Origin of the sequence: Desulfococcus sp., from assembly GCF_041737845.1 — a bacterium.
Lineage (GTDB): Bacteria > Desulfobacterota > Desulfobacteria > Desulfobacterales > Desulfococcaceae > Desulfococcus.
Window position 1 is genome coordinate 59,965 of the sequence record NZ_JBGSQX010000087.1, and the last position, 15,268, is coordinate 75,232.

The following is a 15,268-nucleotide window of genomic DNA, read 5'->3' on the forward strand; positions in this document are numbered from 1 at the left end:
GCAGGCGGTGATTCGTGCCGGACAGCGGTGTCCAGGCTCCCGAACCCTAACATCCGTCCAGTCGCAATACAAGGGAAAAATTGACAATTCCGTCGGGCTTTGATAATAACCGCCATTCAACGTCCGCGGCGGAATCCGGATGTTTCCGTCAATACCCCTTAGCCCCGGTTTGGATCGGTGTTCAACCCCTATACAGATAACTTTACAGACGTGGCCTATATCTTCGCCCACGCGGGATCGCGGGAGGTCGAAGGGCGCCGCGTCTATGCCGTCGCGGCGGCCGCAAATCGGCCGGGCGGCGAAAAAAGCGTCTTCACCTCCCTGATCGCCTATCCCGGCCTGACGGCCCGCGAACACGCCGCTTCAGGCATCACCAGCAACATGATGGCGGACGCACCGGGCCCCGCTGTCGTCTCCCGGAGGCTTCGGGCGTTTCTGGGCGACAAACCCTTCTTTCTTGCCCTGGACATCCACGGCGTCATGGACGAACTCATGGCCCTGTCGGGCATTGGGCGCGCCGTGGATTTGGGCTTTTCCGCGGAGTTCTTTTTCCCCCACCTGAGCGCGGCCGGCCTCAAGACCCTCTGGGAGCACGTCGCATCGAGGGAGCGCGACAGGATCAGCTTCACCCTGGAGGAGGGGATCGCCCTTTCCGTGGACCTGGCCCGCACCATCGCCTCCCAGTGCATGAGCGACGCCCACACCGGCTATGCGCCGGCCCTGAGGCATTTCCTGAAAAAAAGCGACACCCTTTTCGGCGACCTCTGGCGCCATCTCCACCGGAATTTTCAGGCCTGCTTCGGCGGGCGCTTCACCCCTTCGAGGGCATCGGATACCGCCGGGTGGCGGCTGTTCCTTGAAAAAGCCGACAAGGAGGAAAGGAAGTCCGGGAAAGGGTATCCTTTTCCTATAATTCCGGCAGAACACCTTGATGGCATCTACCGCGCGCTGGCGGCATCGGGCCGGGGGTTCAGATACCGGGCCGAGCAGGCCGCCTATGCCGGGCATGTCGCCTCCGCCTTCAACGATGCGGCCGTTCTGACCATCGAGGCCGGCACGGGAACCGGAAAGACCCTGGGATACCTGCTTCCGGCCATGGAATATCTCCGCCTGAACCCGGGGGAACGCATCGTTGTATCCACCTATACCAAGAGCCTCCAGGAGCAGATATTCCACAACGAGGTCGCCTTCATCCGCCAGTCCCTGCCGGCCTATCACGATATCCGCATCGTCCTCCTCAAGGGCAAAAGCAGCTATATCTGCATCGAAAAACTGGATTCCCTCTACGATGAGGCCCTCGTCGGCGAAAGGCTCCTGGCCTGGCTCTACTGCCTCATCACCGCATTCAGCTTCCGGCGGGCCGATATCGGCACGACCGGAGAGGCGGTGAGACGCTGCTTCGACGCCGACCACAGTTTCAGCCGGATGCTCAAGGAGATCTCCGCGGGGAGCGGGTGCCCCCCGGGCCATACCCGGTGCCCGGCCCAGGTCGTCACCGCCCAGGCCCTGGCGGCGGATCTGGTCATCACCAACCACCATAAACTGGCGCTCCTGGACAGGGACCCCCTCCTGGCCGGATGCTTCAACAACTATATCATCGATGAAGCAAACCATTTCGAGCCGGCTGTGCGGAATGCCTTCGCCCAGATCGTGCATTCGCGCGACATCAAGGCGGTTCTCGACGATCTGGAAAGCCGGATTCACGATCTCTTCGAGAAGGGCTCCGGGGGGTGCGAAGCCTCCCTTGTCCGGAACATGGCGGATTTCACATCCCTCCGGGAGGCGGCCGAAGGGCTCCGGTCGGCCCTGATCGCAGCGGACCCCGGGTCCCTTCAGGGCACCGTTCACACCCTGCCCGCGACGCATCCGGCCGTTGCGGGCGGGGACCTGCGTTCCCGCATCGAAACGCTCTCGGCCGCAATCGACGCCGCCGCGCGAAACCTTGACTGGCTCAAGGACGACGACGCCTGCCGCAGGTTGAGCCTCCAGCGAAGGACCCGGAAGCGGCTGGAAAACCAGCTCGAAAGGCTGGTGGAAGGGGCGGGAACCCTCAAGGCCATCCGGGAAGCCGTCGTTTCGGAAAACAATATCACGGTCTACCGGATCTTCCGCAAGCACTGGTCCCTGGCGGCCCAGATGGTCCAGGTCGGCGGCCTGATCCGGGAGCGGATCCACGACAGGAAAAGGTGCGTTGTCTACACGGCGGCGACGATCTGTCACCGGGGCGGGTTCAAGAACTTTCAGGAGATCGCAGGGATGACTTCGGCGCACGAGGGGGAAAACGCCGTCTCCCCCCGGGAGTTCCGCTTTGTCCGGATCCCGTCTCCCTACCCCGAGGGCGCCATGGAGATCATCGTCCCGCCGGAGGCCGTCAGCGGAAAATACGACAACAAGGCGGCCTGGATCGATGCGGTGGCCCGAGCCCTGCCCTGTTTCGTCCGGGAAAACGGCGGGAGGACCCTGGTGCTCTTTTCGAGCTACCAGGACCTCGACCGCATCCTTGAAAAAGCCGGCGCGGCCTTGGATGACCCCCGATTCCCGCTGCTCGTGCAGCGGCCGGGGATGGCCACCGCCGGCCTGTGCGACGAATTCCGGGCCGTGAAGGAGAGCGTGCTTCTCGGGGTCGATTCCTTCTGGTACGGGGTCGACTTCAAGGGGGACACCCTGACCCAGGTGATCATCACGCGCATCCCCTATCCGCCGCCCAACGACCCCATCCAGGCGGCCCGCAAGCATGTGATGTCTGCCGGAGACTTCTGGGAGAGATACCGCTACGATACCGACATCAAGATGAAGCAGGGCATCGGGCGGCTCATCCGATCCGAAACGGATCGGGGACGGGTGGTGATCCTGGATTCGCGGTATCGGCCGCGGCGGGCCTCAGTCTCTGGCCTTGTTGACACACCAGAACGCCGCGAAAAAGAAGACCGCGCCCAGCCCAAGAAGGATCCCGTATGACGCCATGGCCGGCGGATGGCCGAAGGCCGCGGCCCGGATCGATTTGGCGGCATGGGTCAGGGGCAGGAGGGAGAGCAGCTTCTGCACCCACTCCGGCAGGCGCTCCACCGGGAAAAAGGTGCCGCCCAGGAATGCCATGGGGATGATCACGAAGCTGTTGATCATGGCCTGGTCCGCGTGGGATTTGACCAGCATCGCGAGGGCCACGGCCAGGGACGCGAAAACAAAGCTGTTCAGCAGAACGGCGGCCCAGAAGAGGGGATTGTAGGAGAGAAAAACCCCGAAAAGTGCCCCCAGAACGAGAATGATGCACACGGACAGGATTGCCCGGGTCATTCCCGCCAGCACCTCTCCGGTCACATAGGCCATGTTGCTGATGGGGGCGGCCTGGAATTCCTCGAAGATATGCCAGTAGAACCGGGCGATATTGATCTCGCTGGCGATGCCGAAGGCCTGGGTCATGCTGCTCATGGCCACCAGGCCCGGAATGAGGAATTCCGTATAGGTGCGGCCCTCGACCTGAACGTGGCCGCCCATGGCATACCCGAAGGCGATGAGATAGAGCAGCGGCGACACCGACATGGAGGCGATCATTCTCGACAATCGCCGCTTCATGATCAGCATTTCCCGATAGTAGACGGCATGCCATCCCCGGATCATTTGACCTTCTTTCCCGTCAGCGCCAGAAAAGCGTCCTCCAGGTTGACCCGACGCAGGCTGAAGCTGTCCTTCTGCTCGGTGATATAGCTTCCGGCGTCGTGCTGACTCTTGAAATAATGCGTTTTCATCTCCCCGTCGAGAACCCGGTCAATGGCCCAGGCGCCGATTCTCGAGATCAGGTGTCGGGGCGTATCGATGGCCACGATGGCGCCTTCGTCCAGGAACGCGACCCGGTCCGCCAGAAACTCGGCCTCCTCGATGTAATGGGTTGTCAGAAAGATCGTGGCGCCGCTCTGCTGGATCTGTTTGATGAGCGCCCATATCCGCCTGCGGATGCTCGCGTCCAGGCCCACCGTCGGCTCATCGAGGAACAGGATCCTCGGGGAGTGGACGAGTGCCCTGGCGATCATGACCCTGCGCTTCATCCCGCCGGAAAGCTGTTTTGCCGGGGTGCCTTTGCGGTCCAGGAGGTCGATGTATCCCAGGAGTTCATCGATTTTCTCGCGGCGGTCCTGCCTGGGCATGTGAAAAAGCCTGCCGTGGACATCCAGGTTCTCGAAGACCGTGAGCTCCTGGTCCAGGTTGGCCGACTGGGGGACGAGGCCGAACTGCCGCTTGGCGGACAGGGTTTCGGTTTCGATGTTGAATCCGTTCAGAAAAGCCTTTCCGCTCGTCAGCTTGGTAAGGCCGGTCAGGATCCGGATCGTGGTGGTCTTGCCCGCCCCGTTGGGGCCCAGATAAGCGAATATCTCTCCTTCGTGGACCCGGAGCGTAACGCCCTTCAGGGCCTCGATGGTTTTGTATGCTTTTCTCAGGGTTTCGATTCGAATCATGCTCGTATTTTCTGGTGCATGGGGTCGAGGAGGAGTCTTTAGAAACCGAAAACTGGCCGATCAAAATGCTGGAATATAGGCGATGAGAGAGGTCTTGTCAATCCGTTCGGGCCGCAGAAGGATCGGATGATCCCACTTGCGGGACATTTCTTTCTTGATTTATCTGGATCACCGGGATAGGTAACCTTGACTTTAAAAAAGAGACAAGAACATTTCAAACACACTAAAGGAGATTAATGCCGTTTCGGGAAGGGCGACGAACCTTGAGACCGCGCCGTCCCGAAAAAAAATCAGAAAGAAAATCGGCAACTCACTACCGTCATGGGGGTTTTCCCGGATGGATGCCGGGCCGAGGTTATTTCCGGAACAACTGTTTTGGGCACGACCTCGCGGCCGGGCCATCATGAGGGGAATCCACCGATGGCAAGGAGGAACCTTATGGAAACATCACCTGAAACCATTACCCCTGAAGGAGGAAATCTCGCACAAAAGCCGAAAAAGAAGATCTGGCTTTTGATCATCCTCATATCGATTGCATTTTTTTTCAATGGAATCCCCAACGCAAAAGGACGCCCCTTCTACTCCCCCGAGCACCCCTCGAATCTCAAGCGTGAGCGCGGCAACACGAATAGGGACGATTCATCCAGGGAAGACCCAGAAAACGCCTATGACAAGATCATCCTGGAAGCGGCGCGCCGCCACGAGGTTCACCCGGCGCTGATCAAGGCGATCATCAAGGCGGAATCGAGCTATAATTCCAAAGCCGTCTCGAAGAGGGGCGCTAGAGGATTGATGCAGCTCATGCCGGGAACCGCCCGCGCGATGGGGGTGAAAAACAGCTTCAACCCCAGCCACAACATCAACGGGGGGACGAGATATTTCAAGCACCTCCTGGATGAGTTCGAGGGAAACATCCGGCTGGCGCTGGCAGCCTATAACGCCGGCGTCGAAAAGGTGAAAAAATACGGACGCGTTCCACCGTACAAGGCCACCCGCAGCTATATCACCAAGGTGATATCCTACTACCGCGAATACCGTTCAGAGATGAGAATGATGGCCAGGAGCTGATCGTTTCACATTGACGGAGCCGCTTCCTTGAAACCGTTCCGCTGGCATCTGCTGCCCATGATCGTGGTTGCCGTCGGGGTCATGGGCATCTGGGGGGCGGCCTATGCCGCAGCCGATGCGCTGGGGCGTCTTCAGTGGCTGGTATACCTGGGCGGCCTGACGGCGCTGATCGGGGCCTTCCTGTTCAAGCGGGAGTTGTCGGATGAGGAGATCCGCATCCGCGATCAGCGCCGGGAAATCACGGCGCAACGGGAGGGCCTCAAGGAGGAACAAACCCGTCTCGAGGATGCCCGAAAGGCCATGGGAGCCGACCTTTCCCGCCGGACCCAACTGATCGCGCAGCGGGAATCGGACCTGTTCCAGAAGCTCATGACCTTCCACGAATGGATGGAATTCCCGGCAGGGCTGGGCGCGGAAGAGGGGCAGGCCCCGCCTGCCTGCTTCGAAAAGGATCAGGCGGTCATGGCCTTGATCCGCAGCCGGACCGAACAGCTATTCGAGGACATCAAGAACAAGGTTTACCAGAAAGACGGGCGCTTTGAAAAAGGGCGCCTCATGATGGACATGATGGCCCTCATGGAATCCGTGGCCCGAATCTATCAGCCGGATTCCGAAAACCCCCTTCTCGAGACCAACGTCGAACTGCTCCTCAGGGCCGCAAATCGCATCGCGCTGCAGATGCTGGTGGTGCTGGAGCAGCTCCCCCTCGACATCAAAAGCTACAGCATCCGCAACATCCACGACAACGTTCAGACCGGCATCAAGATCTACGGCGTCTACAAGGCGGCCAACCCTTACTGGACATTTCTGCGGCCGGTGTATTACCTGGGCCGTTACGGCCTGGGGGCAAACCCCGTCACCCTGGGCGTCGCCTGGGCACTGGGGGAGATCGCGAAGACGGGCGCCAAGAAACTGTCGTCCCATCTTGCCAACCGGTATGCCCTCAACCTGCTCCATGACATGGTCTTCATCGTCGGCAGCGAGGCCGCAGGGATCTTCGGGGGCGATTTCCGCCACCGGGAGAGCAACTGGGTTTTCGGCGCCGAACTGACGGATCTGATGCGACGATTCCCCCTGTCCGAGGAGATGCTCCTCCATGGCCTGAACGAAATCGGGCATCTCCGACTGCGGAGCGAATATGACCGCATCTTTTTCTACCGCTGCCTGGCCGCCCGAAAAAGCGCGGACCCGGGACGGGTCGACGCCCGGAAGTTCCTGAACGAAGCCGAGCGGACGGCCGTCGGCAAGCGCCTGGCCGTATTCTTCAACCGGCACATCCCCCATGAATCCTCCCGGAAAACAAGGCAATGGAAGGCGGATGCGGAGGCCAGGCTGGGCATCGACATCGCCATCCCGGGCCGGTGAAGACAGGAGGGAAAGGGGGCTGAATGGAGCGCATCGACCATCTCAAATCGATAACGGTCCAGTGTTACGCGGGATACCGGGGGGAGGAGTCGCCCAGGCAATTTCGCATCGGAGAAAACACCGTCGCCGTGGCGGAAATTATAGATCGCTGGCTGGGGCCGGATCACCGCTATTTCAAGGTGGCGGGGGAGGACGGCGGCGTGTATATTCTTCGCAACGATCTTGCAAACAGTAGCTGGGAGCTGGTGTTTTACAGCAGATGAAGGAGACCGGTCCGTGCTCAAAAAACTGCTTTCCGGGATGATGCTGCTCGTCGGGCTTTCCGGGTCTGGCGCCCAGGCCATCGACATCATGCTGCCGGTTGTTTTTGAGGATGGTGTTGATGTTTCCGGCTGGCTCATGAGCGAAAAACTCGACGGGGTGAGAGGCTACTGGGACGGCCGGCGCCTGCTCTCCAAAAACGGTGCGCCGTTTTACCCGCCCCGGGCCTTTACCCGGAATTTTCCCGAATTCGCGGTGGAAGGGGAGATCTGGGGAGGGAGAAACACCTTTGAAAAAACGATCGGCATCGTCAAGAAACAGGCGGCCCATGACGGCTGGCTGGCATTGAAATTCGGGATTTTCGATGTCCCGGGGGCAGCCGGGGGATTTGAAGCGCGGCTCCAGAAGGCCGCTGACTGGTTCTCCGGGCATCCCTCCGAATATGCCTTTGTCATCGGGCACCTTCCCGTTGAAAGCCGGGCGCATCTGGCCGAAGAGCTGGAAAGGATCGAGGCGCTCGGGGGCGAGGGGATCATCCTGAGAAGGCCCGGCTCTCCCTATGCGGCAGGCAGAAGCGGGGATGTCCTGAAGGTCAAGAGCTATGCCGACAGGGAAGCCGTGGTGATTGCCCACATTCCCGGGAAAGGAAGAAACGAGGGGAAAATGGGATCGTTGCTGGTGGCGCTGCCGGGCAGCCGGACGCGGTTCAAAATAGGCACGGGTTTTTCCGACGAGGCAAGGGAGAATCCGCCTCCCGTCGGCGCCCTCATCACGTTCAAGCATTATGGTTTTTACAAATCGGGCATCCCCAAATTCCCCTCTTTTCTGAGGATTCGGGAAGCGATGTAACCGCCTCATCCGCATCCTATCCGGAGGGATCCGGAACCGGCGCCGTCGAAACCGCGTTTTCCGGGTAAAGAATCCCCTCGATCCGGAGGATGCCTTCGATCAGCCGCAGGCCCGGGCGCGAGACGATCATCTCGTCGATCAGGTAGATCTGGTTGTCGCGGACGGCCTTGATGACGGAAAAGCCCGGTTCGGCTTGGATCGTCTCGATGGACACGGGGTTCATGGGGCCTTGCTGGGCGAGAAAGACATCGATCTCTCCGGCCCTGGCCAGGATGCGCTCCTTGCCGTAGGCGGCAATGTTGGTCTGCCGCATCTGATCGGCGTCCGAAGCCACGTTGATCCCTCCGGCCGTCTCCAGGACAAAGATGGCGGTGGCGCTTTTGGAGAAGGTTTTCATCTTCTCGTGGATGGCCTCGAAATAGACCCGCTTTCGCCGCTCCGGCGGAATCTTGGCCACCCGGGCCGTCACCGCGGCAACGGCTTGCTGAAACCGCCGCACCATCTGTTCCGCGGCATCCTCCCGGCCGGTCAGGCGCCCCAGGTCCCGCCAGTATTCAACCATGTCCGCAACGCCCACCGGCTGGAGGGAGACCACGGCGATCCCGGCCTGCTCCAGCTTTTTGACAAACTCGAGATAGACCCGGTCGACCAGAGGCCGGACCAGCACCAGGTCCGGTTTGGCGGCCATGAATTTTTCCGCGTCGTCATGATAGCTGAAGACCGGCTTGGTCAGGGCCTCGGGGGGATAATTTTCATTTCTGCCGACGCCGATGATCTCCTCGCCCAACCCCAGGGCAAACAGGTTTTCGGTGTGGGCCCCGTAGAGGGAGATGATCCGGCAGAAGGGCATGCCCACATCGATCCGCCGGCCGGCGCGGTCGACGACGGTGGCGGCTTGGAGGCCGCCCGGCTGCAGCATGACGATCGCCCAGAGTACGATGATGTTGCGAACAATTTTCATGGTTTCCTGGTTTTGCCGAAGCTCACCCGGATGTCACGGGTAAAGGGGTCGGCGTAGATGTTGGCAGCGACATTGAAGACCTGGCGCATGTTTTCCCGGGTGATCACCGCTTCGGTTTTTCCGGTGCTCGCGATGCGCCCGTCCTTCATGAGGATCAGGCGGTCGCAATAGCCGGCGGCGAGGTTGATGTCCTGGATGACGGCGATGGCCAGCTTTTTCTCCCGCCGCACCTCCTCCGCCACGATATCCATCAGCGCCAGGGTGTGGTGGACGTCGAGATTGGAGGTGGCCTCGTCCAGCATCAGGACCGGCGTATCCTGAACCAGTGCCCTCGCGAAGATGACGCGCTGCCGTTCGCCGCCGCTGATCTCGGTCATGTAGCGGTGCCGGAGGGGGAGGGTGTCCGTGCGCGCCATGATCGCCTCGACCATCTCATGGTCCCGGGCCGAGGGCGGGGAAAACCGCGGCATGTGGGGGTACCGCCCCATCATCACCACCTCCTGGGCCGTGAAGGGGAAGTTGATATAGAAATTCTGGGGAACCAGGGCCATCTCCCTGGCCAGTTCCCGCCTGCGGCCTTCGGCCGGAGCGTTGCCCTTGTACCGGATCGCGCCGGCCGTTGGCCGGTGAAACCCCATCAGGAGATCGATGAGGGTGCTTTTTCCGCATCCGTTGGGGCCCAGCACGCCGTAAAAGCACCCCGGTTCGAGGGCAAGGGAGACCCCGTCGAGAACCTTCCGGTCTCCGTAGGAAAAGGCGACCCCTTCCACCTGAAACCCCACGGCTAGACCGAAGCCCTTCCCATCTGCTTGCGGCGGAAAATGTAGCAGAAGAAGGGCCCCCCGATCAGGGCCGTCAGAACGCCGATGGGGATTTCATGGGGCAGGACGGCCCGGGTCACGGTGTCGGCCGCGAGCATGAGGATGCCGCCGGCCAGGAGGCAGGCCGGCAGAAGCCTCCGGTTGTCCGGCCCGGTCAGGGACCGCATCATGTGGGGGACGAGAAGCCCGACAAACCCGATGATGCCCGATACGGAGACGCAGACGGCCGTCACCAGGGACGCGGTCACGAGGATCACCAGGGTCACCCGGCCCGTGTTGACGCCGAGGGAGGCGGCCGACCGGTCCCCCAGGGCCAGCAGGTTGAGATCCCGGGAAAAGAACAGAAAAACGATGAGTCCGAACGTCACGAAAACGAGTGTGAACCCCACATCCCCCCAGGTCCTGGACCCGAAACTGCCCATGAGCCAGAAAATGATCACGGCCACCTGCTCGTCCGCCACATATTTGAGAAAGCTGATGGCCGCCGACAGAATCGAGGCCACGATGATGCCCGAGAGGATCAGGTTGTTGGAAGAGAATCCCCCGCCCGATGCCGAGAGGTAGAGAACCAGGACCAGGGTGAGCACGGCGCCGGCAAAGGCGAACACGGGGATGGAAAAGGTCCCCATGGCCGAGATATTCAGGAGAAGCGCCACTGCGGCGCCGAATGCGGCACCGGCGGATACCCCCAGGGTATAGGGATCGGCCAGGGGATTGAGCAAAATCCCCTGGAAGACGCACCCCGAGAGGGCCAGCCCGCCCCCCACCACCACGGCGGTCAGGATCCTGGGCAGGCGGACATCCATCACCACCACCGGAAAGGTTTCGTCCATTCCGGCAACGAGGGCGCCCGTGTCCGTCAGCCTGGCGCCCACGATCCGCACGACCTCCCCCGGAGTAATGGAGATATAGCCCATTCCAGTGGAGACGACAACGGCAGTGAGAAGCAGCGCGAACAGAACCGCCATCTGGGTTTTCCATGCGGATCGTGCTTGCGGAAGCAGGGGGTGCGCCGGAGGGATCATCGCCATGGGGAAAAAGCGGGATACCTTCCGGATAGACCTCCGCCGGCTGTCGGCAAGGCGCCGCAATCAGAGGTGCCGGGCATGCCGCTATCCCTCTCCCCTTCGATATTCGTGGGTAAAGGCCCTGTCGTACAGTCGGGACTTGGGGTCCGTACCGGAGACGCCCTGGTTCAGGGCGTCTCCCACGAGAATGAGGGCCGTTTTCCGGATGTTTTCCTTTCGGACCAGATCGGGCAGCCCGCCCACGGTGGTGCGGAAAATCCGTTCGTCCGGCTGGCTGACGCGATAGGCGATCGCAGCCGGGGCATCCTCTCCGTAGGTCTTTTTCAACACCTCCGCCACCCGGTCGATCATGGCGATGCTGAGGTAGACGGCCATGGAGGCCCGGTGTTCGGCCAGAGACGCAAGCGCTTCCGCTTCCGGGACGGGCGTTCGCCCGGCCATACGCGTCAAAATGAGGGTCTGGCTGACCTCGGGAAGGGTGAATTCGAGGCCCATGGCGGCGGCGGCGGCAAATGCAGCCGTCACCCCGGGAATGACCCGGAAGGGGATGCCCCGTTTTTCAAGTTCGGTGATCTGTTCGGCGATGGCGCCGTAGAGGCTGGGATCGCCGGTATGGAGGCGCACCACCCGTTTGCCCGACCGGTGGGCGCCTGCCATGGTCGATACGATCTCATCCAGGTGCATCTCGGCGCTGTTCTCGACAAGGCATTCAGGCGACGCCCACTGAAGCAGGGCTTCGGGAACGAGAGACCCCGCGTAGACGACCAGATCGGCCTCCTGAACGGCTTTCATGCCCTTGACGGTGATTAACTCGGGATCCCCGGGGCCGGCGCCGACAAAGGTGATGGGGTGGGTTTTCATGATGATCCTCGCATCAAAGTCTCAGAACGCGCCGATCTGGCAGGGGGAAACCTTGATTGACAGGGCCTCGCAGGCCGCGGCGATCTCCAGCCGGGAGATCCCGAAGCGATCGGCCATGTCCCACGCGGCCCTGCACGCCAGCCTGCCGTTTTCAACCTCCCCGGAGATCGCCGCCTGAAGCTCGGCCGAAACGATTTTGGCCGGCGTGACGATCTTTTTTTCCGGGGAATACCCGAAAAGCCCCATCTGGCATTTGACGATCCGCAGTTCCATCAGGTCCATGTTCCTGCCGACCTCCTTGGGAAGGACATTCAGCTCTTCCGCGATGCCGTGGGCGGCGGCACAGGAGACCTTCCCGTCCTTGACCTTTGTTTTCAAAGCCTCGGCGATCCGGGCGTCGGGTGCGGCGCCCTTCGGATGCTTGGCGGCGTAGTGGCCTGCGTCTTCGTGCGTCATGTGAACCCTTTCAAATCAATGGCTTTCTCAAAAAAGAGTCTTTTCACTTCCGACTGTCAAAATACGCTGTAAGGCTTTTTTGGATACCACAATCCCTCATGAGTAAAAAGAGGAAAATGTTGGCGTCGGTTATGGAGCGCGTCTTGCCTTTGCATCCATTTTACCTTTCTCTTCCTTGGCAAATAATATCGACGAGTTCTTGAGTTGTAATATTTGCTTGAATGGTCGGAACGTCCGGGGGAGAGGATGCGATTTTTTCCGGAACCAGGGCGAATGTTCTACCGTCTTTTCTTCGGATAAGCACCTTTCCAGTATTTTCCGCCTGTTCAAGGACCATGGCAAGTTTTTGTCGGGCTTCTGAATCGGTATACACCTTCATTTTATGGCTCCACGCTGTCTTCAGGGATCTTCCTTCGGGGATTGAATCCAGCCGATCGCGGATTTGAAATCGGAGCGTACAAAATACTCCATGGTAATTCCCCCGAAAAGACCGAAGAGGGCGATCCAGTGTTTTTTCCAGGCCTCATCCCCAAGCACGGCCATCCGCTCGATATGGTCCTTGTATTTCACGGCAAACCGGAGGTCGTCGTAGATGGATTCGGCGCTGTTGAAGGTGGGATAGGACTCCATGACGACAAAGAGGCGGATCTTCCCGTGCTGGTGGATCCGGTCCGCGAGGGTTCTGTCGATCTCGTCCATTTCCCGCTTCGAGAGTTCCCTTCGGACATGCAGGGCCACGCAATTCATCATTTGCGATAAGGGATCTTGAGACATGGTCATCTGCCTTTGTAGATGTGAGCGGATAAACGACCGCAGGGGCAAGCCTCTCGTGCCTGCCCCGTCCATGACCCGGGGCGGCGACAAAGGAAGGTACCGGAGCTGGCGCACCTGGAGATTAATATAGGAAGCCGTTTCAGGGTGTGCAAGGCGAGGGGGAGTGATCCATTCTGTCCGGGGAGATGCCGCCGGGCTCCGGCGCCTTCATGTTTCCCGATTTTGACATCATCGCTCTAAATGATTAAAGTATAATAAAAGAAATACCCTCCGAGAAAGGAGGTGATGGGTATGAGAATGCAAACCAAAACGAGGGAGAACAGAACAGCCCGCTTCTGCATCTGGACGGTGCTGAACCAGGACCTTCTTCTGGCCCATTTCAGGGTTTACATGGTTCTGGGCACCTTCATGGTGCTCATGCTCCATCTGGCCGGAAAAATCGGGACCAACGTGGCGCTTGGAGGCCTTTTTATCAGCGGAATTTCCATCATGATCCTCATGGCTGCACTGATACAGGCGAGAAAGCGGAGCCTGCTCGCCATCCAAGACCCGGAATTGCGCGAAATCGCCCATGAAGCGATGATGATTTATCTTCACCGCAAGAAAATGACGCCGCGTGAAAAAAAGTTTCTCCGAAAACGCCTCAAGGATCATGCCTGCGCGCTGGGGCACTGTTAGCAAGCCGTAACCGGCCGTTTCGTTACAGAACCTTATTGACATCGTCACATCCCAGGCCCCTCTGGCAAGGATGTGAACCATCCCCGTACCATAACCGCCCGATCCTGTCCGGATCATTTATTCGGGCTATGCCCGGGAATCCATGCCGCCGATCAACCCTGCGGTCATCCAAGGGGTTGATCGTCATGAGAGACGGCGGGTTGCGACATTCCGGCCTTCCCTGAGCGTGTTGGCATCAGGTTTCCCAGAGCCGCATAAAAAATGCTTGACTTTCTGAAGCCGGTTCAGTACACAAAGAGGCAATTGTTCAGTTAACCATTTGACCATAGAAGGACGTATCATTCCCGTGACCCCCATTTTTTCCGGCAACGTGTATTATTTTAGCTATTATTTTTATTTTACCGCGCGTCTGCCTGGGGTTCGCTGAGGTACACCAAAACATAACGAAGCGAAAAGCCGTGGGCAGATCCGCCCACGGCTTTTTTTGTCGGGATGAAAAAGGCCGTGGGGAAAATAAGATCCCTCTCGGCCTTTTTCGTTTCCCTACCCCGGAAGGAGACTTGACCATGAGCCCGGAAATGAAGCAAACCCACGATGTCCGCGTAAAGGAGTTCATCCCCTTGATTTCGCCCCAGACCCTGAAAGACGAAATCCCCATCAGCCAGGCGGCGAGCGACACGGTCATCGCCGGGCGGGAGGCCATCGAACGTATCCTGCGGAAGGAGGACCCGCGCCTCCTGGTGATCGCCGGGCCGTGCTCCATCCATGACGAGGAGGAAGCGATTGCCTATGCCCGGCGCTTGAACGCGCTCAGCGAGGCGGTGGCGGAAACCCAGTGCCTCGTCATGCGCGTCTATTTCGAAAAACCCCGCACGAACGTGGGCTGGAAAGGCATGATCAACGACCCCTTCATGGACGGCTCCTGCGATATCGTCGCCGGCCTCAGAAAAGCGCGGAAACTGCTGTTGAAGATCACCGAGATGGGGATGCCCACGGCAACGGAGATGCTCGATCCCATCACACCCCAGTATATCGCGGGCCTGGTCTGCTGGTCCGCCATCGGCGCCCGCACCACGGAATCCCAGACCCATCGCGAAATGGCCAGCGGGCTTTCCATGCCGGTGGGGTTCAAGAACTGCACGGACGGCGGCCTGACGACGGCGTTGAACGCCATGATCGCGGCGGGATCCCCCCAGAGTTTCCTGGGCATCGACATCCAGGGAAGGAGCGCCATCGTCAAGACCACCGGCAATCCCAACACCCACATCGTGCTGAGGGGCGGCCGGCGGCCCAACTACGATTCCGTGAGCATCCGCGAGGCCGTTGACCAGCTCCGGGCGAAAAAGCTGCCGGAGGCCATCATCGTGGACTGCTCCCACGCCAATTCCAGCAAGAAATACCAGAACCAGGTCCGGGTGTGGCAGGACTGCATCAACCAGCGCTTCGACGGCAACGACGCCATCGTCGGCCTGATGCTGGAAAGCAACCTGTGCGAGGGAAACCAGAATCTCACCGAGGATCGTTCGAAGCTGGCCCACGGCGTTTCCGTCACCGACGCCTGCATTTCCTGGGAAACGACCGAAGCGCTGATCCGGTCCGCCCACGAGCAGCTCCTTCGCTCCCGTCACGGCCGCACGGACAATGACGGCCTCGCCGGCAACGGCCGTTACCGGATCGCATCCCTTGCCTGAACCC

16 protein-coding genes are annotated in these 15,268 nt (G+C 60.1%); 7 read left to right on the forward strand and 9 right to left on the reverse strand.

Annotation, left to right across the window (positions count from 1 at the left end):
• Positions 1-177: 177 nt before the first annotated feature.
• Positions 178-2,958, forward strand: coding sequence for an ATP-dependent DNA helicase (locus ACEW8N_RS09970; protein WP_373499664.1), 2,781 nt, complete (start codon positions 178-180; stop codon positions 2,956-2,958).
• Here the strand turns inward: ACEW8N_RS09970 and ACEW8N_RS09975 are convergent.
• Together ACEW8N_RS09975 and ACEW8N_RS09980 are read right to left on the reverse strand one after the other, a co-directional pair.
• Positions 2,881-3,618, reverse strand: coding sequence for an ABC transporter permease (locus ACEW8N_RS09975; RefSeq protein ID WP_373499665.1), 738 nt, complete (start codon positions 3,616-3,618; stop codon positions 2,881-2,883). The genes ACEW8N_RS09970 and ACEW8N_RS09975 overlap by 78 nt on opposite strands.
• Positions 3,615-4,451, reverse strand: coding sequence for an ABC transporter ATP-binding protein (locus ACEW8N_RS09980; protein ID WP_373499666.1), 837 nt, complete (start codon positions 4,449-4,451; stop codon positions 3,615-3,617). The genes ACEW8N_RS09975 and ACEW8N_RS09980 overlap by 4 nt, the downstream gene beginning before the upstream one ends.
• 438 nt (positions 4,452-4,889) lie before the next feature.
• On the opposite strand from ACEW8N_RS09980, the gene ACEW8N_RS09985 reads away from it, so the two are divergent.
• The 4 genes from ACEW8N_RS09985 to ACEW8N_RS10000 are packed head-to-tail and all read left to right on the forward strand — an operon-like array spanning position 4,890 to position 7,994.
• Entirely contained in the window at positions 4,890-5,519 is a 630-nt protein-coding gene (locus ACEW8N_RS09985) for a lytic transglycosylase domain-containing protein (RefSeq protein WP_373499667.1), read from the forward strand.
• 27 nt (positions 5,520-5,546) lie between these two features.
• Positions 5,547-6,884, forward strand: coding sequence for a hypothetical protein (locus ACEW8N_RS09990; RefSeq protein ID WP_373499668.1), 1,338 nt, complete (start codon positions 5,547-5,549; stop codon positions 6,882-6,884).
• A gap of 23 nt (positions 6,885-6,907) precedes the next feature.
• Complete coding sequence (locus tag ACEW8N_RS09995; RefSeq protein ID WP_373499669.1) at positions 6,908-7,147, forward strand: hypothetical protein; 240 nt, start codon at positions 6,908-6,910, stop codon at positions 7,145-7,147.
• A 13-nt stretch (positions 7,148-7,160) separates the two neighbouring features.
• Positions 7,161-7,994, forward strand: coding sequence for a DNA ligase (locus tag ACEW8N_RS10000; protein ID WP_373499670.1), 834 nt, complete (start codon positions 7,161-7,163; stop codon positions 7,992-7,994).
• A gap of 16 nt (positions 7,995-8,010) precedes the next feature.
• Here the strand turns inward: ACEW8N_RS10000 and ACEW8N_RS10005 are convergent, their stop codons facing one another.
• The 7 genes from ACEW8N_RS10005 to ACEW8N_RS10035 form a co-directional block, all read right to left on the reverse strand.
• The gene (locus ACEW8N_RS10005; protein WP_373499671.1) at positions 8,011-8,955 is read right to left on the reverse strand and encodes an ABC transporter substrate-binding protein; all 945 of its coding nucleotides are present in this window, start codon (positions 8,953-8,955) and stop codon (positions 8,011-8,013) included.
• On the reverse strand, positions 8,952-9,737 hold the full coding sequence (locus ACEW8N_RS10010) for an ABC transporter ATP-binding protein (protein WP_373499672.1): 786 nt from the start codon (positions 9,735-9,737) through the stop codon (positions 8,952-8,954). Before ACEW8N_RS10010 ends, ACEW8N_RS10005 begins: the two co-directional genes overlap by 4 nt.
• Positions 9,738-9,739: 2 nt before the next feature.
• On the reverse strand, positions 9,740-10,744 hold the full coding sequence (locus ACEW8N_RS10015) for a FecCD family ABC transporter permease (RefSeq protein WP_373499673.1): 1,005 nt from the start codon (positions 10,742-10,744) through the stop codon (positions 9,740-9,742).
• 144 nt (positions 10,745-10,888) lie between these two features.
• Positions 10,889-11,665, reverse strand: a complete 777-nt coding sequence (gene cobM / locus ACEW8N_RS10020) for a precorrin-4 C(11)-methyltransferase (RefSeq protein WP_373499674.1) — start codon at positions 11,663-11,665, stop codon at positions 10,889-10,891.
• A gap of 21 nt (positions 11,666-11,686) precedes the next feature.
• On the reverse strand, positions 11,687-12,121 hold the full coding sequence (locus ACEW8N_RS10025) for a hypothetical protein (protein WP_373499675.1): 435 nt from the start codon (positions 12,119-12,121) through the stop codon (positions 11,687-11,689).
• A gap of 160 nt (positions 12,122-12,281) precedes the next feature.
• Positions 12,282-12,500: a type II toxin-antitoxin system Phd/YefM family antitoxin gene (locus ACEW8N_RS10030; RefSeq protein WP_373499676.1), complete on the reverse strand. Its 219-nt coding sequence runs from the start codon at positions 12,498-12,500 to the stop codon at positions 12,282-12,284.
• Positions 12,501-12,520: 20 nt separating this feature from the next.
• A complete protein-coding gene (locus ACEW8N_RS10035) occupies positions 12,521-12,859 on the reverse strand; it encodes an STAS/SEC14 domain-containing protein (RefSeq protein ID WP_373499677.1) in 339 nt (112 codons plus the stop codon).
• Between the two features lie 327 nt (positions 12,860-13,186).
• Between ACEW8N_RS10035 and ACEW8N_RS10040 the strand changes: the two genes are divergently transcribed.
• On the forward strand, positions 13,187-13,573 hold the full coding sequence (locus tag ACEW8N_RS10040; protein ID WP_373499678.1) for a hypothetical protein: 387 nt from the start codon (positions 13,187-13,189) through the stop codon (positions 13,571-13,573).
• Between the two features lie 566 nt (positions 13,574-14,139).
• Positions 14,140-15,264, forward strand: coding sequence for a 3-deoxy-7-phosphoheptulonate synthase (locus ACEW8N_RS10045; protein WP_373499679.1), 1,125 nt, complete (start codon positions 14,140-14,142; stop codon positions 15,262-15,264).
• Positions 15,265-15,268 lie beyond the last annotated feature (4 nt).

Bases quoted from the DNA above. Each gene is read 5' to 3' on its own strand.
- ACEW8N_RS09975 (WP_373499665.1), bottom strand. From the start codon at position 3,618: ATGATCCGGGGATGGCATGCCGTCTACTATCGGGAAATGCTGATCATG.
- ACEW8N_RS09980 (WP_373499666.1), bottom strand. From the start codon at position 4,451: ATGATTCGAATCGAAACCCTGAGAAAAGCATACAAAACCATCGAGGCC.
- ACEW8N_RS09985 (WP_373499667.1), top strand. From the start codon at position 4,890: ATGGAAACATCACCTGAAACCATTACCCCTGAAGGAGGAAATCTCGCA.
- ACEW8N_RS09995 (WP_373499669.1), top strand. From the start codon at position 6,908: ATGGAGCGCATCGACCATCTCAAATCGATAACGGTCCAGTGTTACGCG.
- ACEW8N_RS10005 (WP_373499671.1), bottom strand. From the start codon at position 8,955: ATGAAAATTGTTCGCAACATCATCGTACTCTGGGCGATCGTCATGCTG.
- ACEW8N_RS10015 (WP_373499673.1), bottom strand. From the start codon at position 10,744: ATGGCGGTTCTGTTCGCGCTGCTTCTCACTGCCGTTGTCGTCTCCACT.
- cobM (WP_373499674.1), bottom strand. From the start codon at position 11,665: ATGAAAACCCACCCCATCACCTTTGTCGGCGCCGGCCCCGGGGATCCC.
- ACEW8N_RS10025 (WP_373499675.1), bottom strand. From the start codon at position 12,121: ATGACGCACGAAGACGCAGGCCACTACGCCGCCAAGCATCCGAAGGGC.
- ACEW8N_RS10030 (WP_373499676.1), bottom strand. From the start codon at position 12,500: ATGAAGGTGTATACCGATTCAGAAGCCCGACAAAAACTTGCCATGGTC.
- ACEW8N_RS10040 (WP_373499678.1), top strand. From the start codon at position 13,187: ATGAGAATGCAAACCAAAACGAGGGAGAACAGAACAGCCCGCTTCTGC.
- ACEW8N_RS10045 (WP_373499679.1), top strand. From the start codon at position 14,140: ATGAGCCCGGAAATGAAGCAAACCCACGATGTCCGCGTAAAGGAGTTC.